Genomic DNA, 22,030 nt, shown 5'->3' with positions numbered 1-22,030 from the left:
CGGCACAGCCGCCGTTGCGCTCACCTCGGTTCGCCGGCCGCGGCGGCCTCGGCGCCATCGCCGTCCGGTTGCCGTCGGCGGAGCCGGGCGACGAGGTCGCCGGGCCTCCGGACCAAGAGGGCGGAACGCCGCGCGTCGGCGTCAGGCGGTCCGGGTCAGGTTCCGGTCGAGGAGCGAGAGGAGGCGATCCCAGTGGAGGCGCAGCGCCTCGGCGTCGAAGGCGTCGGTGTCGGCCATGGTGAAACCGTGCACGGCGCCGGGGTGGACCTCGACCCGGTGCACGACGCCTCCGCTGTCCAGGCGACGGCTCAGTTCGGCGATCGCCTCCGGCTTCATGTCGCCCTCGGCGATACCGAGATGCACCTCGGCCGTCATCCGGGCGGCGTCGCGGTGCGGGCTGTCCGGGGCGTCCGAGACCAGCCGGCCGGGATGGAACCCGGCGACGGCGGCCACCCGGCCCGGATGCGCGGCCGCCGTGCGTACCGCCAGAACGGCGCCCAGGCAGTAGCCCACCGCGGCGACCGGACCCGCCGACACCTCGGGCCGGGCCGACAGGAAGTCGAGGTAGGCCGAGGCGTCGCGCAGCACGCGGTCGGTGGAGTGGGTGCGGACCAGCGGAACGACGCGCTCGAAGACGGCCGGCCGCTCGTCCTCGCCGATGTGGGCGGGAAGTTCCACCACCGGGGTCGGGGCGTGCCGGTAGTAGAGGTTCGGGACGAGCACGCAGTAGCCGTGCGCGGCCAGCTCGCGGGCCATGTTCTCGAGCACGGGCCGCAGGCCGAACGCGTCCGGATACATCAGCACCCCGGGCGCCGGTGTGCCCGAGTCGGGGAAGGCCGCAAAGGCGTCGGCGGTGCCGTCAGCCGTGGGTATCTGCAACGTCAGGGACATGGTGGACTGAGTGTCGGTACGCATTGTCGATCATCCTTCCCCCGGCCGGCGCGGAACACAACCTCCCGCGTTTCCACCTATGTGCGATATGCGATCACCACCCGACCTCGCCCGAGGAGCCCCATGCCGACCCGCCGCACCGCGCTCACCGCCACCGTCGCTGAAGCCCCAGGGCCCTCACTGCGCCCCCTCTCCGACACCTGCCTGGACGACCAGGCCCTCTACTTCGTCTCCTACGACGGCCTCGTCAACAACAACTCCTTCCAGAAGAACGGGCTGTTGACCTACCGCGGCCACCAGTACGCCGCCTGGTACACCGCCGACCGCACCGCCGTCCTGGCCCGCAGAGCGCTGCCGGGCGGGCCCTGGCGGACGCTGCGCCTGTCGCACAGGCTGCGTCACGACGACTCGCACAACGTCATCAGCATGGGCGTCTCCCCGCTCGACGGACGTCTCCACGTCGTGATGGACGCGCACAGCGACGCCTACGTGTACGTGAAGTCCGGCGCGGGCCTGATGGCGAGGCCCGGCGACTTCGCCTGGTCCGTCGACCACTTCGGCCCTGCACGCGACACTCTCGACGGGGTGGCACTGACCGACCGGTTCACGTATCCGCAGTTCCTCGCCACACCGGAGGGACGGCTCCAGCTCCTGTACCGCACGGGCGTGTCGGGCAACGGGCGGGCCGCACTCGCGGAGTACGACGGCGCCGTCTGGCGCGATGTGGGGGAGTGGTCGAGCTCCACCGGCACCTACACGAGCGAGCACGGTTCGAGCACCGCGCGCAGCATGTACGTCAACGGCTTCGACTACGGGCCGGACCAGACGCTGCACGTCTTCTTCACCTGGCGCGAGCACGACGCCTCCGTCATGGGCGTGCCCGGCGGCCTGTCCAACCACGACATGGCGTACGTGTCCAGCGACGACCGCGGCCGTACCTGGCGCGACGTGCCGGGCACCCTCGTCGCCGCCACAGGCACCAGCGACCTGGTCTCCCTCGCCGACACCGGCACGGTCGTCGAGGCGGTCGGCCCCGACCACGCGCTCATGAACCAGGAGAGCCAGGCCGTCGACTCGGCCGGACGACCACACGCCCTGTGGTCGTACGTCCCCGGCCGTCTCGCCCGTCGCACCGCCGCCGGCTACGCCGCCGACCGCCTTGCGAACGCCCGTACGTTCCACATGCGCCGGGACTCGGCCGGCATGTGGCACACGACGGAGATTCCGCAGCCGCCCGCCTCCACGCAGCGCAGCCGCCTCGCCTTCGACCGGCACGACAACGCGTACGCGATCATGCCGCGCGCGAAGATCGTCGCCGCCTCGTCGGCCACCGGCTGGACCGACTGGCAGGAACTGTACGACGGTGCGGACCTCGACGCCTTCGGTGAGGTCGTCATCGACGAGTCGCGGCTCACGGCGGACGGCGTCCTGTCGGTCCTGTACCAGCAGGCGTCCACCGGCACCACCCCCTCACCGATCCGCGTGGCCGACTTCCGGTTGTCCGACTGACCGAACGTGACGGGGGCCCCGCACGTACACTCGCCCTGCCCGCACCCGCTCACCCGGAGGTTGCCAGCCGATGCCACAGGCCGTGGGGATCAAGGACGTCGCCCGAGTCTCCGGGGTGTCCGTCGGCACGGTCTCGAACGTCATCAACCGGCCGCAGGCCGTCGCCGAGGAGACCCGCGCCCGCGTACAGGCGGCCATCGAGAGCCTCGGCTACGTGCGCAGCGAGTCCGCCCGCCAGCTGCGCGCCGGGCGCAGCCGCATCATGGGCCTGCTCGTCCTCGACATGGGCAACCCGTTCTTCGTGGACGTGGCGCGCGGCGCGGAACGGGCGGCCCGCGAGGCCGGGCTCGGCGTGATGGTGTGCAACAGCGCGCAGGACCCCGCCGAGGAGGCCGAGTATCTGTCGCTCTTCGCCGAACAGCGCGTACGCGGCGTCCTCCTCACACCCGCCGAGGCGACCGGCTCGACCGTGGAAAGGTTCAGGCGCCACGACATCCCGTTCGTCCTCGTCGACCGGGTCGCCGAGGGCGGCGGCGAGTGTTCCGTCTCCGTCGACGACGTGACGGGCGGCGCCCTCGCCGTGCGGCACCTGACCGGCGCGGGGCACCGCCGCGTCGCCTACGTCAGCGGGCCGTTCGCGCTCAACCAGGTCAGGGACCGCCGGCAGGGCGCGCTGCGGGCCCTGGACGAAGCCGGACTGACCCCCGCCGCCCTGCACGAGCTGCCCGTCGACCGGCAGGACGTGGTGGCGGGCCGCGACGCGGGCGCCCGCCTCCTCGGCCTCGCCGAGCGGCCCACAGCCGTGTTCTGCGCCAACGACCTGCTGGCCCTCGGAGTCCTTCAGGCGTTGTACGCGGCCGGGGTGCGGGTCCCGGAGGACATCGCGATCGTCGGCTACGACGACATCGAGTTCGCGGCCGCCGCCGCGGTACCGCTGACCTCCGTGCGCCAGCCTGCGGTCGCCATGGGTGCGCTCGCCGCCGGGCTGCTGCTCGACGAGATCGAGGCGGCCGACGGCGAGGCCGCGGCCCATGAGCACCGCAGCGTCGTCCTCCAGCCGGAGCTCGTCGTGCGCCGCTCCAGCCTGGGCCCACGCTGAGACCCCGGCGTCCTTTCGGGCGCCGCCACCCGCCTTCCCCCGGCCTCCGCACCCGCTCTCGCCCCCCCGTCTTCGCACCACCGCACAGGAGCCCGACGTGACCGCCGCCAGCTACCGTCAGCCCGGGGTCGTCCTCACCGACCGCCGCTTCACCGTCCCGCTGGACCACGCCGCGCCGGACGGTGAGCGGATCGAGCTGTACGCGCGAGAGGCCGTCGCGCCCGGCCGCGCCCACGAGGACCTGCCGTGGCTGGTCTACCTCCAGGGCGGCCCCGGCTTCGGCGCCAACCGGTTCAGCGGCACCCAGGCATGGCTCGGCCGCGCCCTGGAGGACTTCCGGGTGCTCCTGCTCGACCAGCGCGGCACCGGCGCCTCCGCCGCGGCCAACCGGCAGACGCTCCCGCTGCGCGGCGACGCCCGGCAGCAGGCCGACCATCTCGCGCTCTTCCGCGCCGACGCGATCGTCCGCGACTGCGAGCTGATCCGTCGCGAGGTGACCGGCGGCGCGCCCTGGACCGTCCTGGGCCAGAGCTTCGGCGGCTTCTGCGCCACGCGCTACCTGTCGGCCGCGCCCGAGGGCCTCGCCGCCGTTCTGATCACCGGCGGCCTGCCGAGCCTGGACGCCCACGCCGACGACGTCTACCGGGCCGCCTACCCGCGCATCGAGCGCAAGGTCCGGGCCCACTACGCCCGTTACCCGATGGACGTCGAGCGGGCCCGAGAGATCGGGGCGTACGTCCTGGAGCACGAGCCCGTCCTGCCGAACGGCTACCGGCTGACTCTCCGGGCCTTCCAGTCGCTCGGTATCGGGCTCGGCGCGGGTGACGGCGGCGACCGCCTCCACTACCTCCTGGAGGACGCGTTCGTGCGCACCCCGGGCGGGCGCGAGCTGTCCGACGCCTTCCAGGAACAGGTCGCGGGCGCCCTCTCCCATGCGGGGCATCCGCTGTACGCGCTGCTCCACGAGGCGATCTACGCCCAGGGCGGGCGCCCCACCGGCTGGGCGGCCGAGCGGGTCCGCGCCGAATTCCCGCAGTTCGACGGTGAGAAGGCGCTGGCCTGCGGCGCGGCGCTGCTCTTCACCGGTGAGTCCGTCCACCCGTGGCAGTTCGACTGCGACCCGGCGCTGCGCCCGCTGCGCGAGACCGCCCAGGCGCTGGCCGAACGGACCGACTGGGCCCCGCTGTACGACCCCGTACGCCTCGCCGCCAACGAGGTACCGGCAGCCGCGGCCGTCTACCACGACGACATGTACGTGGACACGGGCCACGCTTTGACGACGGCCGCCGCGATCCGCGGCCTGCGGCCCTGGGTGACCAACGAGTTCGAGCACGACGGCCTCAAGGCGGGTGGATCGCGCGTCCTGGACCGTCTGCTGGCACTGGTCCGGGGCGACGCTTGAGCGGATGCGGATGCGGATGCGGGAGCAGGTCGGGCGCGGGGCGCGGCGGTGACATACGCTGCCCCGCATGATCACGCCCGAAGAGGAACCCCTGGCCCAGCTGAAGCCCATGCCCGAGGACTGGCAGCGAGCCCTCGCGGTGGTGGCCCACCCCGACGACCTCGAGTACGGATGCGCCGCCGCGATCGCGAACTGGACCGACGCGGGACGCGAGGTCGCCTACGCTCTCGTCACGCGCGGCGAGGCCGGCATCGACACGCTCGCCCCGGAGGAGTGCGGCCCGCTGCGCGAACGGGAACAGCGGACCGGTGCGGCCGTCGTCGGCGTCGAGACGGTCGAGTTCATGGACCACCGCGACGGCGTGATCGAGTACGGCCCGGCCCTGCGCCGCGACATCGCCGCCGCGATCCGCCGCCACCGCCCTGAGCTTCTCATCACCCTCAACTACCAGGACACTTGGGGCGGGCTCTACTGGAACACACCCGACCACGTCGCCGTGGGCCGCGCCACCCTCGACGCGGCGGCGGACGCGGGCAACCGGTGGATCTTCCCCGAACTGGCCGAGCAGGGGCTCGAACCGTGGGGCGGGGTGCGCTGGGTGGCGGTCGCCGGTTCGGCGCGGCCCACGCACGCCGTGGACGCGCGCCCCGGCATCGACCGCGCGGTGCGCTCGTTGCTCGAACACCGCACGTACATCGAGGCGTTGACGGACGAGGACCCCGAGACGTACTGCCGCAGCTTCCTCACCCGCAACATCGAGGCGTCCGCAGACCGGTTCGGCAAAGTCCCCGCGGTGCCGTTCGAGGTGTTCAGCCGCTGAGGACGGCCGGGCGGCGGTCACGGCGGGGAAGCCACAGCGCGGCGAGGGCGCCGCACAGGGCCGGCGCCCCGAGCGCGGTGAGGGCGATGCCCATCGACGCCAGGACGTCCGTGCCGCCCGGCGCCGTCGCCCAACGTGAGAGCAGCGCCGTGGCGAGGGCCACCCCCAGCGTCGGCCCCACGTTCATGGCCGTCTGCTGAAGGCCGCCCCCGAGTGATCACCCACCCGATGCCCGGCGCCGGCCCGACCCCGGCGGAGGCGGCGGCGAAACCGAGCGTGCCGCAGGCGAACAGCCGCCCGTGGCCGTGCCGGTCGCCGAGGCGGCCGGCGACGATGGTGGCCGACCGGCGTGTGCTGATGACGATGGCCGTGGACCACGTCTACGGCGCGGCGGTGCGCTGATCCGTCGGCCGCCCGCGGCGGGCGGCCACTCGGCGGGCGGCGACCGCACGCTCCGCGTCCGGTGTGAACGTCCCGGCTCCGCGCTGTGCGGCGGCCTGTTCCAGATCGGCGTGGAGCAGCTGGACGTGGAGGGTCAGGCCGGCCCGGTATCCGGCGCTCGCCGCGTTGACCACTTGCTCGTTCGCGCCCGTCGCGTTCCCCACCGCCCATACGCCCGGCACGCTGGTCAGGCCCGTCGGGTCCACGTCGACGAACGCTCCCGCGGGGGTCTGCCGGGTGCGGGCGCCGAGGGCGGTGAGCACGCCGTCGCGCGGCACCGTGCGGGTCGGCACGGCGAACGCGGTCCGGGGGAAGAAGCGGCCGTCCGTGAGCCGGACCCCGGCCAGCCGCCCGTCCTCCGATTCGAGGCCGCCGACCCGGCCGCGGACCACGCTCACCCCGGCGGCGGCGAGCATCCGCCAGTCGGTGTCCGGCAGCTCGTCCTCCTCCGCGCCGTCCAGGAAGAGCGTCACGTCGTCGGAGAGGTGGCTGAAGAGGAGGGTCTGGTGGAGCCCCGACTCCTTGCGGTAGAGGACGCCGATGGGCAGGTCCCGGACCTCCCAGCCGTGGCAGAACGGGCAGTGCAGCACGTCGGAGCCCCACAGTTCGGCCACTCCCGGCAGGTCGGGCAGTTCGTCCACCAGGCCCGTGGCCACCACGAGCCGCCGGGCGTGGACCGCGCCCCCGGCCGCCAGCCGTACATCGAACTCACCGGCCCCGTCCGGCCCGGCCGCCGTCACCCGGTCGCGCAGCAGCTCGACGCCGTACGCCGCGATCTCCCGCCGCAGCTCGGCCAGGAACTCGGCCGGGGGTGTCCCGTCGCGCGACGGGAAGCCGTGCATGTGTGCCGCGGGCGCGTTGCGCGGCTCGCCCGCGTCCACGACGAGCACCGAGCGGCGCGAGCGGCCGAGGATCAGTGCCGCCGAGAGCCCCCCGGTGCCGCCCCCGACGACCACCACGTCGTACGCGCCGTCGCCCCTGCCCGCCTCTCGCGTGTTCTCCCGGGTGTCGTCCCGCATGACCTTCTCCTCGTCCGTGCCCCGATGTCCTGCCCACGACGATCCGTCCGAGCCCGCGGTATTGACAATCCGGTTTGCCGAAACTGCAATGGAAGGATGAACACGTACGAGATGCCGCAGACGGAGCAAGGAGACGGTCAGCGGGACGACGACTCGATGGACGCCGTGCTGGCCGGGGTCGGGCCGAGGCTGCGCGCGCTGCGCAAGGAGCGCGGCGCCACTCTGGCCGGTCTCTCCGAGTCCACGGGTATCTCGGTCAGCACCCTGTCCCGCCTGGAGGCCGGGCTGCGCAAGCCCAGCCTCGAACTGCTGCTGCCGATCGCCCGCGCCCACAAGGTCGCCCTGGACGAGTTGGTCGGAGCCCCGCCGGTCGGCGACCCGAGGGTGCGTGCCAAGCCGATCGTCCGCGGCGGCCGGACCCTGATCCCGCTCACCCGTCAGCCCGGAGGACTGCAGGCATACAAGGTGATCGAACCGCAACGCCGGATGGAGCCCGACCCCCAGACGCACGAAGGGTACGAGTGGCTGTACATGCTCTCCGGCAGGCTCCGCCTGGTCCTTGGCGAGCACGACGTGATCCTCGGCCCCGGCGAGGCCGCCGAGTTCGACACGCGTGTTCCGCACTGGTTCGGGTCGACGGGGGAGGGGCCGGCCGAGTTCCTGAGCCTGTTCGGGCCGCAGGGCGAGCGGATGCACGTACGGGCGCGGCCCGCGCCCAGGCGGGAGGACCTACCGGAAGAGGAGTGAGGCCGGAGCCATTCACAGGAGGGCAAGCGACCGCTTAGTATGCCGATGGACCAGGTGGTGCGACCCCCTGCGCACGTTCCCGGACAACCCGACGACGCAGTCCCGTGGAGGCCCCGCATGCAGGCATGGCAAGTGCACGAGAACGGCGAGCCGAGCGAGGTGATGCGCCTCGAAGAGGCGGAGCGCCCCACGCCCGGCGAGGGGCAGGTCCTGCTCAAGGTGCGCGCCGCCGCCATCAACTTCCCGGACGCCCTGCTGTGCAAGGGGCAGTACCAGGTCCGCCCGCCGCTGCCGTTCACCCCCGGCGTCGAGATCTGCGGCGAGACCGAGGACGGCCGCCGCGTCATCGCCAACCCCGCCCTGCCGCACGGCGGCTTCGCCGAGTACACCGTCGCCGACGAGCGTGCCCTGCTGCCCGCACCGGACTGCCTCGACGACGCCGAGACCGCCGCCCTCCACATCGCCTACCAGACCGGCTGGTTCGGCCTGCACCGGCGGGCCCGCCTCCAGGAGGGCGAGACGCTGCTCGTGCACGCCGCCGCCGGCGGTGTCGGAAGCGCCGCCGTGCAGCTCGGCAAGGCCGCGGGCGCCACGGTGATCGGCGTCGTCGGCGGCCCCGAGAAGGCCAAGGTCGCCCGGGACCTCGGCTGCGACGTGGTCGTCGACCGCCGCTCGCAGGACGTCATCGCCGCCGTGAAGGAGGCCACCGGCGGACGCGGCGCCGACGTCGTCTACGACCCGGTCGGAGGCGAGGCGTACCAGCAGTCCGCCAAGACCGTCGCCTTCGAGGGCCGGATCGTCGTGGTCGGCTTCGCGTCCGGCACCATCCCCAGCCCCGCCCTCAACCACGCCCTGGTGAAGAACTACTCCATCCTCGGCCTGCACTGGGGACTGTACGCGGCCAAGAACCCGCAGCTGATCCCGCGCTGCCACGAACAGCTCACCGAGCTCGCCGCGCGCGGCGCCATCAAGCCGCTCGTCAGTGAGCGAGTCGGTCTGACAGACGCCGCGGCGGCCGTGCAGCGCGTCGCCGACGGGGTCACCACGGGCCGCGTCGTCGTCCTGCCGCGGCTCGGCGCCCGCACGCAAGGAGCCGCCGCATGACGCTCGACGCCGCCGGACTGCGCACGCTCACCCGGGAGTTCCTGACCGCACACCCACCCGCCACCACGCCCCGCGAGGAGTTCCTCGGCGCCCGCTTCGACGCCGGACTCGCCTGGGTGCACTACCCGCGGGGGCTCGGCGGGCTCGGCGCGCCGCGTGCCCTGCAGGCCGTCGTCGACGCCGAACTGGAGGCCGCGGGCGCCCCCGACAACAACCCGCGGGCCAACGGCATCGGCCTCGGCATGGCCGCCCCCACCGTCCTCGCCGTCGGCACCGACGAGCAGAAGCGGCGCTTCCTCAAGCCTCTGTGGACCGGCGAGGAGATCTGGTGCCAGCTCTTCAGCGAGCCCGGCGCCGGATCCGACCTGGCCGCGCTCGGCACCCGCGCCGTCCTCGACGGCGACACCTGGACCGTCAACGGCCAGAAGGTGTGGACCTCCGGCGCGCACAACGCCCGGTTCGCCATCCTCATCGCCCGCACCGACCCGGACGTGCCCAAGCACAAGGGCATCACGTACTTCGTGTGCGACATGACCGACCCGGGCGTGGACGTGCGGCCGCTGCGCCAGATCACCGGCGAGGCCGAGTTCAACGAGGTGTTCCTCAGCGACGTCCGCATCCCCGACGCCCACCGCCTCGGCGCGGTCGGCGACGGCTGGAAGGTCGCCCAGACCACTCTCAACAACGAACGCGTGGCCATCGGCGGCGCCCGCATCCCCCGCGAGGGCGGACTCATCCGACCCGTCGCCGAGACCTGGCGCGCCCGTCCGGAACTGCGCACCGGCGACCTGCACCAGCGTCTGATGAAACTGTGGGTGGAGGCAGAGGCCGCGCGTCTGACCGGCGAGCGGCTGCGCCAGCAGCTCGTCGCCGGGCACCCCGGCCCCGAGGGCGCAGGCATGAAGCTCGGCTTCGCCCGCCTCAACCAGGAGATCAGCGGCCTGGAGGTGGAACTTCTCGGCGAAGAAGGGCTGTTGTACGACGACTGGACGATGCGGCGGCCCGAGATCGTCGACTTCGCGGGCCGGGAGGCGGGCTACCGCTATCTGCGCGCCAAGGGCAACAGCATCGAGGGCGGGACGAGTGAGGTCCTGCTGAACATCGTCGCCGAGCGTGTCCTGGGGCTGCCGCCCGAGCCGCGCACCGACAAGGACGTCGCATGGAAGGACCTGGCCCGATGAGCGCACAGCCCGACCTCCTGTACTCCGAGGACGAGGAGGCGCTGCGCGCCGCGGTGCGCGACCTGCTCGCCGACCACTGCGCCGCGGCCGCCGTCCTCGCCCGAGTCGAGACCGACGCACCGCACGACCGCGGGCTGTGGAAGCACCTCGCCGAGAACATGGGGCTTGCGGGCCTCCTCGTCCCCGAGCGGCACGGCGGCCAGGGCGCCTCGCACCGGGAAGCCGCCGTCGTCCTGGAGGAGTTGGGGCGGTCCGTGGCTCCGCTCCCGTATCTCACCAGCGCGGTGATCGCCACGGAGGCGCTGCTGGCCTGCGACACCGTGGAGGCCACCGGGTTGCTCGCCGCGCTCGCCTCGGGCCGCACGATCGGCGCGCTCGCCGTGCCGCTGTCCGCGGGGCCGGGGCAGGAGTTCACCGCCGTACGGGAAGAGGGCGGGGCCGTGACGGGCCGCGTCACCGGCGTCGCGGACGCGGGCGTCGCCGATGTCTTCCTCGTGCCGACGGCCAACGGCCTGTACGCGGTCGACGCCGAGCACGCCACGGTGGAGCCGCAGACCTCCTTCGACCGGACACGCCCGCTCGCCGCGGTGACGCTGGCCGACGCCCCCGCGCGCCCGCTGGCCGCGGACGCCACGAGGGCCGCGTCGGCCGTGCGCCGTGCCCTGAGGGCGGGTGCGGGTCTGCTCGTGTCCGAGCAACTCGGCGTGGCGGACTGGCTGTTGACGGAGACAGTGCGGTACACGCGCGAGCGCCACCAGTTCAACCGGCCCGTCGGCTCGTTCCAGGCGCTCAAGCACCGTCTCGCGCACCTGTGGCTGGAAGTGGTCAACGCCCGCGCGGTCGCCAGGAACGCGGCAGACGCGCTCGCCACCTCCAGTGACGACACCGACATCGCGGTGGCCGTCGCGCAGGCGTACGCGGCACCCGTCGCGGTACACGTCGCCGAGGATGCCCTTCAGCTGCACGGCGGCATCGGCATGACGTGGGAGCACCCGATCCACCTCTACCTCAAGCGCGCGAAGGCCGACTCGATCGCGCTCGGCACCGTGGGCCGCCACCGGGAGGAGCTGGCCGAACTGGTCGATCTCCGTGCCCCTTGACCCCGGCTTTACCCGCCCTTGACGAGATGACATTATTGCGAACTGTTCCCAATAACTGTCGATCTTGAACAGGGGTGCGTCCGTGGCACGGCCGACGCGGAGCGTCATGACAGGAGCGGCGGTCACCGCACTCGCGGTGACCGCGGCCGCCTGCACGGCGCCGAAGGACGGCGCGAAGGACGGCGGCGGGAAAGGGCAGCGCCGTCGTCGGCATCGCCCACGAGCCCGACACGCTCAGCCCCCTGCTCGGCTACGGCAAGGACGGCAACTCGAAGATCTTCGACGGCCTCCCCACACACGACGCCGGCGTGAAGCTCAAGCCCGCCCTCGCCACCGCGTTGCCGAAGGTCACCGACGCCGGCCGCACCCAGGAAGTGGCCGATCTGGCCCGGAAGCTGTACGACACGGGTGCGGCGGGGATCAACCTGGAGGACGGCCTGCCCGACGGGCGCCTCACCCCCGTCGGCCTGCACGCCGCGAAGATCGCCGCCGTGAAGGCCGCCGTTCCCGAGCTGTTCGTCAACGCCCGGACCGACACCCACTGGCTCGGACGCCAGGAGGACGAGACGCCCGCCCGCCTGGCGGTCTACGAACAGGCCGGTGCCGACGGGGTGTTCGTGCCGGGCCTGTCCGACCCGGACACGATCGCCGACCTCGTCGGGACGCTCGTCGTGCCGCTCAACATCCTGTACACGCCGGACGGCCCCAGCCTGGCCGAACTCGCCGCGCTGGGCGTGCGCCGTGTCAGTCTCGGTTCGCTGCTGTACCGCAGGGCCCTCGCCGCGGCCGTGGACGCCGCCACCGCCATCCGCGACACCCGGCCGACGGACCTCACGTGCCTCTCCTACGCGCAGGTGCAGGCCACGGCCCACCGCGACGCGCCGGGGCCGCCGTACGATCCCGCACCATGAAGCGGAGCCGACGCTACAACGCGTCCGCCTTCGGGTCACCCGCGACGCGGCAGGCCCGCAATGCGACGCCCCGGGGAGCGAATTGCTCGCCGTCGGCTCGCGGTCTTCCCTGACACGCACGAGCGGCGCACTGCGCGGTAACACCCGTTCGGCGGACAGGTCATGGCCCGCCGAACGGCCTCGGCTGCGTCACACTTGCGGCCGAAAGCCACGGTGTTGGCGTGGCGGAGGAGGTTCGACGGTGTCTCTGTCCATTTCCATCGTGCTGCTGCTCCTGATCATCGCGGTGATCATCCTGCGCAACGGTGCGATGAAGCTCTCCCACGCCCTTGTCTGCGTACTGCTCGGCTTCCTGCTGGCCAGTACGAGTGTCGCGCCCACCATCCACGACGGCATCAACGCCACCGCGAGCCTGGTCAGCGGCCTGAAGCCATGAGCAACCCACGGCCCGGTGGCGTCACTTGGAGGCCAGATGTGAGCGGATGAGGAAGCGGACGCCCTCCGGCGCCTCCAGCGAGAAGCCGCTGCCGCGCCCCTCCACGACGTCCACGACGAGCCGCGTATGGCTCCACAGTTCGTACTGGCTGCGCGACATCCAGAACGCCACCGGCTCCGCGACGTCGGGCACCCGCAGCTCCGCGAGCAGCACGTCCGACGCGCCGGTGCGGAACTCGCCCGCCGGATAGCACATCGGGGCGCTGCCGTCGCAGCAGCCGCCGGACTGGTGGAACATCAGCGGTCCGTGGGCACGGCTGAGCCGTCGCAGCAGGTCGGCTGCGGCGTCGGTCAGCTCCACGGGGGCGACGTCGGTCATGAACGTCCAGTGAAGGCACCCGGACGTTGCGTCCACGTTGCACGCGTCGGCGCCGTTCACGCATAGGCTCCGTCCATGGAACAGAGGGAGATCATCCTGCGGGCGATCGGTGTGCTGACGGAGACGCAGGAGATGATGCGCAGGATCGGCTCCGGCGAGGAGCTCGACACCGACGAGACACAGCTCGGCAAGCTCGTCTCGGAGGTGTTCCCGGCGGTGGAGATCCCGTCGGCCGCCACCGCCGAGGAGGCGGCCGAACTGACCATCGCCGCGCTGATGCCGGCCAGCGTCTCGCTCGTCGAGGCGTTCGCCTACCTCTTCATGCAGCTCGCGCGCGTGCACGACGAGGGCCGCGAGGACGTGACCTCCACCGATCTGCTGCGCGACATCGCGCTGCGCATGTCCGAGCAGGAGAGCGACGAGTGACGCCCGCCGCGCCACGCCTACTTGGCCGGGTCCCGGAAGCGTCCGAACGTCTTCGCGAACACGTTGAGGGGCGAGCCGTCGGCCTTGCGCGCGGGGTGTGCTGAGGGCGGGCGCGGCGCGCCGTCCGCCCCGCCCGTCTCGGCGAGGGCGGCCTGCGCGGCCTCGGCCGCCTCCCGGTAGCGGTCCCGTGACAGCGTCATCGCCTCCAGCGCCTCGGCGTACTTGGCGACCATGTCCTGCGCGTGCGCCAGTTCCTCGTCCGGCGTCAGCAGATGCCAGCCCTTGCGCAGTCGAGTGAGCGCCTGCTCAGCCTCGTCCGGCAGCGGTCGCGCCGACGCGGCGGCCTCGACGATCCGGGCGAGCAGTTCGGCGGGCTCGGAACCGTCCAGGAAGACGTTGCGTACGGTGAAACGCTCGGCCTCGTAGCCCTCGACGGGCGGCACCGTCGGCAGCACCACCGCGCCGCCGCGCGGCAGCCGCACCCCGAGGTCCCGCTTGAGCGCGAAGTCGGCGATCTGCGCCTGCTCCGGCGTGGCACGGTGCTCGACCACCCTGTGGCGCAGGCCCGGCGGCAGGAACCGCGTCACGGGCTGCTGACCCTGCGCGTCGGGCGTCATCGCCTCGTGCACCACCACATGGACGTACCAGCCGTCGCGGACGCACTCGCGCAGCAGCCGCCGCACCTCGTCGTCGTCCTTGGGCAGACGGTTCGCCGCCCGCAGTCGCAGCCCCGGCAGCCCCGGCACCGCCTCGTGGTCCCACTCGACACGGTCGCTGTCCGGCCAGAACATCGTCGCGGGTGACGGCCAGAGCTCGTCCCAGACGCGCTCGGCCTGGGCGGCGAGCACCCATGCGACACCCGCGCCGTCCTTGCGGCGGTGCTGCTGAGGCTCGTACGTCGTCAGCTGCGCGCGCACGGTGACGTCGTCGGAGAGCCGCCAGCGCGCCTCGAACAGGCGCCGGGCCGAAGCGCCGGGCCCGGCGTCCTGGTCGCGCGGGTGCAGCACCGTGGAGCGCGCCGCCTCGACGGGGTCCAGGTCGAGGAAGTCGTCAAGGACACCGGCCGCCCGGAGGGCGATCAGATTGCGCCGGAGGTCCTGCTCGGGCTCGGGGCCCACGTGACAGCCGCGCGCGAACCACGCGGAGGCGGGGGCGAGGGCGGGGGGCGTGTTCTTCTTGGCCATGGAGTCGATCTGTGGGCGGATGGTGAAGGAACCAGTATGCGGCGTGGACCCGTCGCGGCGGGAGGGCAGGGCGTCGGGGTGCCGGGATTGTCGCCCGTGCCCGGCGTGTCACGGCGGCCGTGACGGACGACCGCGAAGGCCGTGCGTGCGCGTACCGCGTGGCCGGATCGCGGCGATCCCGTAGGCTCGGCCAATGGCCAGGTACTTCGACGTGCACCCCGCGAACCCCCAGCACCGCGTCATCTCAGCCGTCGCCGACAGCATCCGTGACGGCGCCCTCGTCGCCTACCCCACCGACTCCTGCTACGCCTTGGGCTGCCGCCTGGGCAACCTGGAGGGCGTCGACCGGATCCGCACGATCCGGCAGCTCGACGACAGGCACCACTTCACCCTCGTCTGCCAGGACTTCGCCCAGCTCGGACAGTTCGTACACATCGACAACGACGTCTTCCGCGCCATCAAGGCGGCCACACCGGGCAGCTACACCTTCATCCTCCCCGCCACCCGCGAGGTGCCGCGCCGCCTGCAGCACCCGAAGAAGAAGACGGTCGGAGTGCGCATCCCCGCCCACACCGCGACCCAGGCGCTCCTCGCCGAGCTGGGCGAGCCGCTGCTGTCCAGCACCCTGCTGCTGCCGGGCGAGGACGAGCCGCTCACCCAGGGCTGGGAGATCAAGGAGCGGCTCGACCACGTGGTGGACGCGGTCCTGGACTCCGGCGACTGCGGCACCGAACCCACCACGGTGATCGATTTCTCCGGCCCCGAGGCCGAGATCGTACGGCGCGGGGCGGGGGACACCGACCGCTTCGAGTGACGCGGGGGCTCACGGGATCCCCGCCGAGTCGTCGCACGACGGGTGGTGCGTGCCCCGTGGGCCGGCCCGTGCCGGAGGACGCCCGTGACCCCATCGCCCCGGGCGTCGCCGCACACCTGGACGCTGCTGCGTGGCGCGCTCGCCGTTCCGGCGCCGACGACGGGGCCGACCACTGACGACGGGGCCGACGCCCGGTTCGACCGCAGCCGGGTGCACCGGACGGCCCAGCGGACCCGGCCGACCGGGCCGGACGCGCCATGACGGAACGGCGGCCGTGACCACCACATGAGCCGCCCGGGCCATGGTGCCCGGCCACATTTGCCCGAGGACGGCACCCCGGAAGGGTGAGGGGCGTCAACCCCGGGGCCGGGCCGTCGGACAGGCCGTCCGCACGCAGCGGCCGAGCCCCGGACCGAGCAACGCGGAGAGGCGACAGGCGACATGGACAAGGTGGTGGATTCGGCCGCGCACGCCGTGGCCGACATCCCGGACGGGGCGACGCTCGCCGTCGGAGGCTTCGGACTGTGCGGCATCCCGTCGACGCTGATCGCCGCGCTGGCCACGACTGCCACGGCGGGCCTGCGCGTGGTGTCGAACAACTGCGGAGTCGACGACGGGGGCCTCGGCCTGCTGCTGCGGGCCGGACGGATCGCCCGGATGACGTCGTCGTACGTCGGCGAGAACAAGGAGTTCGCGCGGCAGTACCTCTGCGGCGAACTCGAGGTCGAACTCATCCCGCAGGGCACGCTCGCCGAACGCCTGCGGGCCGGCGGCAGCGGCATCCCCGCCTTCTTCACCCCGGCGGGCGTCGGCACGCAGGTCGAGGAGGGCGGTCTTCCCTGGCGGTACGCACCCGACGGCAGCGTAGCCCTGGCATCGCCGCCCAAGGAGGTCCGCGAGTTCGGCGGCCGCCGCTACCTCCTGGAGGAGGCCGTCACCGCGGACTTCGCGCTGGTGCGCGCGGCCGTCGCGGACCGGCACGGCAACTGCGTCTTCCGCAGCGCCGCCCGGAACTTCAACCCGCTGTGCGCGTCGGCCGCGCGCACCACCCTGGTCGAGGCGGAACGGATCGTGGAGGCGGGCGAACTCGACCCGGACGCCGTGCACCTGCCCGGCGTGTACGTCGACCGGATCGTCGCCGCCGACCCCACCGACAAGCGCATCGAGCGCCGCACCGTACGACCCGCAGTCCAGGAGGCATGACCCGTGGCACTCGACCGCGACCAGCTCGCCGCCCGCGCCGCACGTGAACTGCGCGGCGGACAGTACGTCAACCTGGGCATCGGGCTGCCCACGCTGATCCCCGACCACCTGCCCGACGGCATGGACGTCGTACTGCACTCCGAGAACGGCATCCTCGGCGTCGGTCCCTATCCGCTGGACGGCACCGAGGACCCCGATCTGATCAACGCCGGCAAGGAGACGGTCACTTCGCGGCCGGGGGCCGCGTACTTCGACTCCGCCGCCTCCTTCGGCATGATCCGCGCCGGACGCATCGACGTGTCCGTGCTCGGTGCCATGCAGGTCTGCGCCCGCGGCGACCTGGCGAACTGGATGATCCCCGGCAGGACCGTCAAGGGCATGGGCGGCGCCATGGACCTCGTCCACGGGGCACGCCGCCTGATCGTCGTGATGGAGCACACCGCCAAGGACGGCTCCCCGAAGATCGTCGACGAGCTGACGCTGCCCGCCACCGGGCGCGGCGTGGTCGACCGCGTCATCACCGACCTCGCCGTCATCGACATCACGCCCCGGGGCCTGTTGCTCGCCGAACTCGCCCCGGGCGTCAGCCTCGACGACGTGCGCGCGGCCACCGTGCCCGAGCTGCGCGTCCCGGGCGGCATCGCCCTCGGCGCGGGGGCGGGCTGAGCGCTCGTCAAGGGCGCGGAGCGTCGTCGTGGCGGCCGCCGCCGCGACCGGCCCGGGAGACCAGATGGATGCGCAGCGCCAACTGGATCTCCAGGGCCCGGTCCGGACGCTCCCAGTCGCGGCCGAGCAGCGCGGCGATCCGGTCGATGCGCTGCACCACCGTGTTGACGTGCACGTGCAGCATGTCCTTGGCCCTGACATGGCTGCCGCCCGCGGCGAAGTACGCCTGAAGTGTCCTGATCAGCTCGGTGCCGCGGCGCTCGTCCCACTCCAGGACGGGGCCCAGGACCCGGTCGACGAAACCGGCCGTGTCCTGCTCGCGGCCCAGCAGGACGCCGAGGAACCCCAGGTCGGCGGCGCAGGCGCCGTCGCCGGTCAGTCCGAGCACGTGCAGGGCGCTCAGGCAGCGGCGGCCCTCGGCGTAGCAGCCGGGCAGCGCGCCCGGTGTCCGGCACGGCCCGGCGGCGACCACGCTGACCGGGGCGCCGAGCCCGTGGGCCAGGTGCTCGGAGGCGGCGCGGGCGGCACGGCCAGGTTCGGTCCCGTCGTCGGGAAGCAGCATGACGACGTGCTGCTCGTACTCGCAGCACAGGCCCTCCCGGCCGAACAGATACTGCTGGGCGCCTGCCGTCAGCCTGCCGTCGGGCTCTGCCTCGGCCTCGGCGACCAGGACCAGATGCGGCCGGGTGAGGTCCACGCCGAGCCGGTGGCCGCGCTCGACCAGCAGTTCGGGGTCGCGGCCCGACCCGTCGAGCAGGTCGGTGAGGAGTTCGCCCCGCACGCGGTTCTCGGTCTCGGCGACGGTGCGGCGCAGCAGCAGGAGCAGGGCGGTGATGGTGCCCGTGCGTTCGAACAGGCGGCGGTCGGGGCCCTCCAGGTCCGGACGGCCCTGGAAGGCGAGGCTGCCGAGCAGTTCCTGGCCGGTCAGGACGGCACAGTGCCACCACTCGCCGTCCCGTACCGAACGGCCCTCGGCGCGGGCCCGGTCGACCGCGGCCAGCAGCACCTCCGTGTCCGGCGGGGCGGCGCCCGCCGCGCCGCCCGCCTCGGCGAGCGCGTCGCCACGCGGGTCGAAGATCATCAGCCGGCCGCCGAGGAACTCGGCCACCGCCGCGGCCACTTCGGACACGTCCGAGCCGCGCAGCACGAGATCGGTGAGCCGGTCGTGGGCCTCCGCGGCACGCTGGGTCGCGGCGGCGTTCTCCTGGATGACCGCGTTGGCCTCCGTCAGCTCAGCCGCCGCGGCCTCCGCCTCGGCCAGCGCCTTGGCGGTGTCGATGGCGATCGCGGCGTGCGCGGCGAGCGAGCCGAGCAGCGCCACCTCGTCGGGCCGGAAGCTGCGCGGGCCGCGGTCGGCCGCGAAGAGCACACCGATCACCTTCCGGTCACCGGCCGGTCCGGAGCCGAGCAGCAGCGGCACACCGAGGATCGCGACGAGCCCCTCGTCCAGCACCCCGTGGTCGATGGACTCGGTGTGCTGGAACCGTTCGTCCGTGCGGTAGTCCGGGGACGCGTAGGGGCGCATCGTCTGGGCGACGAGCCCACCGAGCCCCTCACCCAGCTGTAGCCTGAGCTGCTGGAACGCGAGCGACACCGAGCCGTCGGTCACCCGCATGACGGTGTCCTGGGCGGCCTCGTCCACCAAGGTCAGGTAGGCGGTGTCCGTGCCGAGCAGGCTTCTGGCCCGCCGCACGATGGAGTGCAGCACCGCGTCGAGGTCGCGCAGGGCCGCCAGGTCGCTCGCCGTGTCGAAGAGCGCGGTCAACTCGGCCTCGCGGCGCCGCTGACGGCGCAGCACCTGGCGGACCCCGAGCGCGGTGGTCACGGCCTGGTCGATCTCCCGCAGATCACGCTCACCGACACCGGCGGCACGGGCCCGCGCCGCCACCGCCGTGTACTGCTCGGCTGACGCGTCGGTGGCCAGCAGCTCCACCAGCTGGCGAAGGGCGGCGGTGGGCGAGGCGATGGGCTGTGACATGGGACGAACCTAGGCCAGGAGGGCGCGTCTGCGCGCATGTACGGGGAGGGGAAATGGTGCGGGACCGGAGAGAAGGGAGAGAGGAAAGAAAGAGGCTGAAAGGGAGGCGCGGGTGGGGAGGAGACGGGGAAGCGGAGGGGAGTGGCGGCAGGTCAGTGCGCGGTCCAGCCGCCGTCCACCGGGAGCGAGGCCCCCGTCACGAACCCCGCACTCTCCGAGCAGAGCCACAGCACGGCCGAGGCGACCTCCTCCGGCTCGATGAGCCGCTTGACGGCGCTGCGCTCCAGCATGATCTTCCCCAGCACCTCGGACTCCGCGATGCCGTGCGAGCGAGCCTGGTCGGCGACCTGCGCCTCGACCAGAGGGGTACGTACGTAGCCGGGGTTCACGCAGTTCGACGTGACACCGTGCGCCGCGCCTTCGAGCGCCGCCACCTTGCTCAGCCCCTCCAGGGCGTGCTTGGCGGTCACGTACGCGCTCTTGAACGGCGAGGCGCGCAGGCCGTGGACGGAGGAGACGTTCACGATGCGGCCCCAGCCCCGCGCGTACATGTGCGGGAGCGAACGGCGGATGATGCGGAACGGGGCCTCGACCATGACCTTCTGGATGAGGGTGAAGCGGTCCACGGGAAACTCGTGCAGTGGCGCCACATGCTGCAACCCGGCGTTGTTGACGACGATGTCGACATCGGCGGGCAGCGCCTCCACGGCCGCCGGGTCCGACAGGTCGCTCACGCGGGCCTCGCCGCCGGTCTCCCGTGCCACCCGCTCGGCGGCCTCCGCGGCGACATCGACGACGTACACACGGGCCCCGGCGTCGGCGAGGGCGAGAGCCACGGCCCGCCCGATGCCGCTCGCCGCGCCGGTCACCAGCGCGGTGCGGTCCTTGAGGGGCTGGGCCAGGGCTGGGTCGGTGGTGCTGGTGCTGTCCATGGCGTCACCGTAGGCAGCGCTCCCGACAGCGGACATGGTGGCGGGCACCATGCCGAGGCCCGCCGGGCTGGCGGCGGGCCCCATGACCGCGCACCTCACCGGAGACCGCCACATCGGGGGCGCGCGGTGTGGTGGGCGCCCACATAGGGGTGGCGAGGGCGCGCCCCTAGGTTTCGGCGCAGCGCAGCACGCGCCGCTGACCGCGCGCCGCTCACCACCGCACCGATCTTCGAACATCCCGTCCCCGCACGTGAAACTGGTGACCCTCATGAACGACGCCCACAGCCCCGAGGCGGCCGGCACCGCCCGGTCCGGGGGCATAGCCCGGATAGTGGCCGCGAGCCTCATCGGCACGACGATCGAGTGGTACGACTTCTTCCTCTACGGTTCGGCGGCCGCGCTCGTCTTCAACACGCTGTTCTTCCCCAGCAGCGACCCGCTCGTCGGCACCCTCATCGCCTTCATCACCTACGCGATCGGGTTCGCCGCCCGCCCGCTCGGCGGCATGGTCTTCGGGCACTACGGCGACAAGATCGGCCGTAAGAAGCTCCTCGTGGTCAGCCTGCTCATGATGGGGGGCGCCACCTTCGCGATGGGCCTGCTGCCCACCTACGGCGCCATCGGTCTCGGCGCCCCCGTCCTGCTGACCCTCCTGCGCCTGGTGCAGGGCTTCGCCCTGGGCGGTGAGTGGGGCGGCGCCGTGCTGCTCGTCTCCGAGCACGGCGGAGACAAGCACCGCGGGTTCTGGGCGGCCTGGCCGCAGTCCGGCGCACCCGGCGGCAACCTGCTCGCCACCGGCGTCCTGGCCGTCCTCGCGGCGGTCCAGTCGGACGAGGCGTTCCGCTCATGGGGCTGGCGCATCCCGTTCCTGCTCTCCGGGGTTCTGGTGATGATCGGCCTGTGGATCCGCCTCTCCGTCAGCGAGTCCCCGGTCTTCCTCGATGCCCAGGAGAAGGCCGAGGCGCGGGCCGCGCGGGGCGTCGCGCAGAAGCCTCCGGTGGTGGAGCTGTTCCGCCGCGGCAGGCGCGGCGTCCTCGGCGCGATCGGTGTCCGCTTCGGCGAGAACATCTCCTACTACGTCCTCACCTCCTTCCTCCTCGTCTACGTCACCACCCACCTCGACCTCCCCAAGAGCACCGCCCTGGACGCCGTCCTCATCGCGTCGGCCCTGCACTTCGTCGCCATTCCGCTGTGGGGCGCGCTCTCCGACCGGATCGGGCGCAGGCCGGTCACTCTGATCGGCTCGGCGGGCATGGCGGTCTGGGCGTTCGTCTTCTTCGGCCTGGTGGACTCGAAGTCGTTCGCCGTGATCACCGTGGCGGTGACGGTCGGCCTGCTGCTGCACGGCGCGATGTACGGGCCGCAGGCGGCGTTCATCTCGGAGATGTTCGACACGAAGGTCCGCTACTCCGGGGCGTCGATGGGCTCCCAGCTCGCTTCCATCGTGGCGGGTGCCCTCGCCCCGATCATCGCCGTCGAACTCCTCAAGGACTACGGGTCGGCCACCCCGGTCGCCGTCTACCTGAGCGCGGCGGCCCTGGTCACCGCGATCACGGTGGCCGTCCTGAAGGAGACCCGGGGCCGTGACCTGAGCGACGGCGGGCCCCAGGCGCCCTCGCAGGCCGCGACGGGCGCGACGCTGCCGAGCGAGGCCGCCCACTGACGGTGGTTGCCCGACGGGGTGCCCGGCCGCACGGCGGACGGGCGCCCCGCCTCGTTGTCCGCCCGATACGGAGCGGGCGGCCCCGCCAGACCGGCCGCTGACTCCGATCGGGTGCGGCAGGCGCGG

23 protein-coding genes are annotated in these 22,030 nt (G+C 72.9%); 16 read left to right on the top strand and 7 right to left on the bottom strand.

What is annotated here, in order from left to right; translation table 11 throughout:
- Positions 1 to 141 precede the first annotated feature (141 nt).
- Positions 142 to 915: a dienelactone hydrolase family protein gene (locus OFY01_RS16005; RefSeq protein WP_266600431.1), complete on the bottom strand. Its 774-nt coding sequence runs from the start codon at positions 913 to 915 to the stop codon at positions 142 to 144.
- 99 nt (positions 916 to 1,014) lie between these two features.
- Between OFY01_RS16005 and OFY01_RS16000 the strand changes: the two genes are divergently transcribed.
- The 4 genes from OFY01_RS16000 (at position 1,015) to OFY01_RS15985 (ending at position 5,721) form a co-directional block, all read left to right on the top strand.
- Positions 1,015 to 2,400, top strand: coding sequence for a BNR repeat-containing protein (locus OFY01_RS16000; protein ID WP_266600429.1), 1,386 nt, complete (start codon positions 1,015 to 1,017; stop codon positions 2,398 to 2,400).
- 70 nt (positions 2,401 to 2,470) lie between these two features.
- Positions 2,471 to 3,499: a LacI family DNA-binding transcriptional regulator gene (locus OFY01_RS15995; protein WP_266600428.1), complete on the top strand. Its 1,029-nt coding sequence runs from the start codon at positions 2,471 to 2,473 to the stop codon at positions 3,497 to 3,499.
- 97 nt (positions 3,500 to 3,596) lie between these two features.
- Positions 3,597 to 4,901 (top strand): alpha/beta fold hydrolase, encoded by a 1,305-nt coding sequence (locus tag OFY01_RS15990; RefSeq protein ID WP_266600427.1) that lies wholly within the window; start codon positions 3,597 to 3,599, stop codon positions 4,899 to 4,901.
- A gap of 67 nt (positions 4,902 to 4,968) precedes the next feature.
- A complete protein-coding gene (locus OFY01_RS15985; protein ID WP_266600425.1) occupies positions 4,969 to 5,721 on the top strand; it encodes a PIG-L deacetylase family protein in 753 nt (250 codons plus the stop codon).
- Here OFY01_RS15985 and OFY01_RS15980 read toward each other — a convergent pair.
- Positions 5,711 to 5,908 carry a hypothetical protein gene (locus OFY01_RS15980; RefSeq protein ID WP_266600423.1) on the bottom strand — a complete coding sequence of 66 codons (198 nt, stop codon included), beginning with the start codon at positions 5,906 to 5,908 and terminating at the stop codon, positions 5,711 to 5,713. The two genes, OFY01_RS15985 and OFY01_RS15980, sit on opposite strands and share 11 nt — an antisense overlap.
- A 193-nt stretch (positions 5,909 to 6,101) precedes the next feature.
- Positions 6,102 to 7,181, bottom strand: coding sequence for an NAD(P)/FAD-dependent oxidoreductase (locus tag OFY01_RS15975; protein WP_266600421.1), 1,080 nt, complete (start codon positions 7,179 to 7,181; stop codon positions 6,102 to 6,104).
- A gap of 96 nt (positions 7,182 to 7,277) precedes the next feature.
- Between OFY01_RS15975 and OFY01_RS15970 the strand changes: the two genes are divergently transcribed.
- From OFY01_RS15970 to OFY01_RS15945, 6 genes are all read left to right on the top strand, one after another.
- Positions 7,278 to 7,928: a helix-turn-helix domain-containing protein gene (locus OFY01_RS15970; protein WP_407700353.1), complete on the top strand. Its 651-nt coding sequence runs from the start codon at positions 7,278 to 7,280 to the stop codon at positions 7,926 to 7,928.
- A 117-nt stretch (positions 7,929 to 8,045) separates the two neighbouring features.
- The gene (locus tag OFY01_RS15965) at positions 8,046 to 9,032 is read left to right on the top strand and encodes an NADPH:quinone oxidoreductase family protein (protein WP_266600419.1); all 987 of its coding nucleotides are present in this window, start codon (positions 8,046 to 8,048) and stop codon (positions 9,030 to 9,032) included.
- A complete protein-coding gene (locus OFY01_RS15960) occupies positions 9,029 to 10,213 on the top strand; it encodes an acyl-CoA dehydrogenase family protein (RefSeq protein ID WP_266600417.1) in 1,185 nt (394 codons plus the stop codon). Before OFY01_RS15965 ends, OFY01_RS15960 begins: the two co-directional genes overlap by 4 nt.
- Positions 10,210 to 11,313, top strand: a complete 1,104-nt coding sequence (locus tag OFY01_RS15955; protein ID WP_266600415.1) for an acyl-CoA dehydrogenase family protein — start codon at positions 10,210 to 10,212, stop codon at positions 11,311 to 11,313. Before OFY01_RS15960 ends, OFY01_RS15955 begins: the two co-directional genes overlap by 4 nt.
- Before the next feature lie 308 nt (positions 11,314 to 11,621).
- The gene (locus OFY01_RS15950) at positions 11,622 to 12,224 is read left to right on the top strand and encodes an isocitrate lyase/phosphoenolpyruvate mutase family protein (protein ID WP_266600413.1); all 603 of its coding nucleotides are present in this window, start codon (positions 11,622 to 11,624) and stop codon (positions 12,222 to 12,224) included.
- A 241-nt stretch (positions 12,225 to 12,465) separates the two neighbouring features.
- Positions 12,466 to 12,660, top strand: a complete 195-nt coding sequence (locus OFY01_RS15945) for a hypothetical protein (RefSeq protein WP_266600411.1) — start codon at positions 12,466 to 12,468, stop codon at positions 12,658 to 12,660.
- A 21-nt stretch (positions 12,661 to 12,681) separates the two neighbouring features.
- On the opposite strand, the gene OFY01_RS15940 is transcribed toward OFY01_RS15945, so the two are convergent.
- The gene (locus OFY01_RS15940) at positions 12,682 to 13,038 is read right to left on the bottom strand and encodes a DUF779 domain-containing protein (RefSeq protein WP_266600409.1); all 357 of its coding nucleotides are present in this window, start codon (positions 13,036 to 13,038) and stop codon (positions 12,682 to 12,684) included.
- Positions 13,039 to 13,113: 75 nt separating this feature from the next.
- Here OFY01_RS15940 and OFY01_RS15935 point away from each other — a divergent pair, with 75 nt between their 5' ends.
- A complete protein-coding gene (locus tag OFY01_RS15935; RefSeq protein ID WP_266600407.1) occupies positions 13,114 to 13,464 on the top strand; it encodes a hypothetical protein in 351 nt (116 codons plus the stop codon).
- Between the two features lie 17 nt (positions 13,465 to 13,481).
- Here the strand turns inward: OFY01_RS15935 and OFY01_RS15930 are convergent, their stop codons facing one another.
- A complete protein-coding gene (locus OFY01_RS15930; RefSeq protein WP_266600405.1) occupies positions 13,482 to 14,648 on the bottom strand; it encodes a hypothetical protein in 1,167 nt (388 codons plus the stop codon).
- A gap of 193 nt (positions 14,649 to 14,841) precedes the next feature.
- Here OFY01_RS15930 and OFY01_RS15925 point away from each other — a divergent pair, with 193 nt between their 5' ends.
- The 4 genes from OFY01_RS15925 (at position 14,842) to OFY01_RS15910 (ending at position 17,331) form a co-directional block, all read left to right on the top strand.
- On the top strand, positions 14,842 to 15,462 hold the full coding sequence (locus OFY01_RS15925) for an L-threonylcarbamoyladenylate synthase (protein WP_266600403.1): 621 nt from the start codon (positions 14,842 to 14,844) through the stop codon (positions 15,460 to 15,462).
- Between the two features lie 84 nt (positions 15,463 to 15,546).
- Positions 15,547 to 15,723, top strand: coding sequence for a hypothetical protein (locus OFY01_RS15920; protein WP_266600401.1), 177 nt, complete (start codon positions 15,547 to 15,549; stop codon positions 15,721 to 15,723).
- Positions 15,724 to 15,903: 180 nt separating this feature from the next.
- A complete protein-coding gene (locus OFY01_RS15915) occupies positions 15,904 to 16,665 on the top strand; it encodes a CoA transferase subunit A (protein WP_266600399.1) in 762 nt (253 codons plus the stop codon).
- Positions 16,666 to 16,668: 3 nt separating this feature from the next.
- Complete coding sequence (locus OFY01_RS15910; RefSeq protein WP_266600397.1) at positions 16,669 to 17,331, top strand: 3-oxoacid CoA-transferase subunit B; 663 nt, start codon at positions 16,669 to 16,671, stop codon at positions 17,329 to 17,331.
- A gap of 7 nt (positions 17,332 to 17,338) precedes the next feature.
- On the opposite strand, the gene OFY01_RS15905 is transcribed toward OFY01_RS15910, so the two are convergent.
- Positions 17,339 to 19,309 carry a helix-turn-helix domain-containing protein gene (locus tag OFY01_RS15905; protein WP_266600395.1) on the bottom strand — a complete coding sequence of 657 codons (1,971 nt, stop codon included), beginning with the start codon at positions 19,307 to 19,309 and terminating at the stop codon, positions 17,339 to 17,341.
- A 152-nt stretch (positions 19,310 to 19,461) separates the two neighbouring features.
- Entirely contained in the window at positions 19,462 to 20,241 is a 780-nt protein-coding gene (locus tag OFY01_RS15900; protein WP_266600393.1) for a 3-hydroxybutyrate dehydrogenase, read from the bottom strand.
- Positions 20,242 to 20,509: 268 nt separating this feature from the next.
- Here OFY01_RS15900 and OFY01_RS15895 point away from each other — a divergent pair, with 268 nt between their 5' ends.
- Positions 20,510 to 21,904, top strand: coding sequence for an MFS transporter (locus tag OFY01_RS15895; protein ID WP_266600391.1), 1,395 nt, complete (start codon positions 20,510 to 20,512; stop codon positions 21,902 to 21,904).
- The last annotated feature ends 126 nt before the right edge of the window (positions 21,905 to 22,030 follow it).

Source organism: Streptomyces beihaiensis (assembly GCF_026274175.1).
Lineage (GTDB): Bacteria > Actinomycetota > Actinomycetes > Streptomycetales > Streptomycetaceae > Streptomyces > Streptomyces beihaiensis.
The sequence above is the reverse complement of the archived record's forward strand: the minus strand, read 5'-3'. Positions and strand labels throughout refer to the sequence as shown.

What these genes read in the sequence shown, in the direction of transcription:
- OFY01_RS16005 (WP_266600431.1), bottom strand. Translation starts at nt 915, where the DNA reads ATGCGTACCGACACTCAGTCCACCATGTCCCTGACGTTGCAGATACCC.
- OFY01_RS16000 (WP_266600429.1), top strand. Translation starts at nt 1,015, where the DNA reads ATGCCGACCCGCCGCACCGCGCTCACCGCCACCGTCGCTGAAGCCCCA.
- OFY01_RS15995 (WP_266600428.1), top strand. Translation starts at nt 2,471, where the DNA reads ATGCCACAGGCCGTGGGGATCAAGGACGTCGCCCGAGTCTCCGGGGTG.
- OFY01_RS15985 (WP_266600425.1), top strand. Translation starts at nt 4,969, where the DNA reads ATGATCACGCCCGAAGAGGAACCCCTGGCCCAGCTGAAGCCCATGCCC.
- OFY01_RS15980 (WP_266600423.1), bottom strand. Translation starts at nt 5,908, where the DNA reads ATGAACGTGGGGCCGACGCTGGGGGTGGCCCTCGCCACGGCGCTGCTC.
- OFY01_RS15975 (WP_266600421.1), bottom strand. Translation starts at nt 7,181, where the DNA reads ATGCGGGACGACACCCGGGAGAACACGCGAGAGGCGGGCAGGGGCGAC.
- OFY01_RS15970 (WP_407700353.1), top strand. Translation starts at nt 7,278, where the DNA reads ATGAACACGTACGAGATGCCGCAGACGGAGCAAGGAGACGGTCAGCGG.
- OFY01_RS15965 (WP_266600419.1), top strand. Translation starts at nt 8,046, where the DNA reads ATGCAGGCATGGCAAGTGCACGAGAACGGCGAGCCGAGCGAGGTGATG.
- OFY01_RS15960 (WP_266600417.1), top strand. Translation starts at nt 9,029, where the DNA reads ATGACGCTCGACGCCGCCGGACTGCGCACGCTCACCCGGGAGTTCCTG.
- OFY01_RS15955 (WP_266600415.1), top strand. Translation starts at nt 10,210, where the DNA reads ATGAGCGCACAGCCCGACCTCCTGTACTCCGAGGACGAGGAGGCGCTG.
- OFY01_RS15940 (WP_266600409.1), bottom strand. Translation starts at nt 13,038, where the DNA reads ATGACCGACGTCGCCCCCGTGGAGCTGACCGACGCCGCAGCCGACCTG.
- OFY01_RS15935 (WP_266600407.1), top strand. Translation starts at nt 13,114, where the DNA reads ATGGAACAGAGGGAGATCATCCTGCGGGCGATCGGTGTGCTGACGGAG.
- OFY01_RS15930 (WP_266600405.1), bottom strand. Translation starts at nt 14,648, where the DNA reads ATGGCCAAGAAGAACACGCCCCCCGCCCTCGCCCCCGCCTCCGCGTGG.
- OFY01_RS15925 (WP_266600403.1), top strand. Translation starts at nt 14,842, where the DNA reads ATGGCCAGGTACTTCGACGTGCACCCCGCGAACCCCCAGCACCGCGTC.
- OFY01_RS15915 (WP_266600399.1), top strand. Translation starts at nt 15,904, where the DNA reads ATGGACAAGGTGGTGGATTCGGCCGCGCACGCCGTGGCCGACATCCCG.
- OFY01_RS15905 (WP_266600395.1), bottom strand. Translation starts at nt 19,309, where the DNA reads ATGTCACAGCCCATCGCCTCGCCCACCGCCGCCCTTCGCCAGCTGGTG.
- OFY01_RS15900 (WP_266600393.1), bottom strand. Translation starts at nt 20,241, where the DNA reads ATGGACAGCACCAGCACCACCGACCCAGCCCTGGCCCAGCCCCTCAAG.
- OFY01_RS15895 (WP_266600391.1), top strand. Translation starts at nt 20,510, where the DNA reads ATGAACGACGCCCACAGCCCCGAGGCGGCCGGCACCGCCCGGTCCGGG.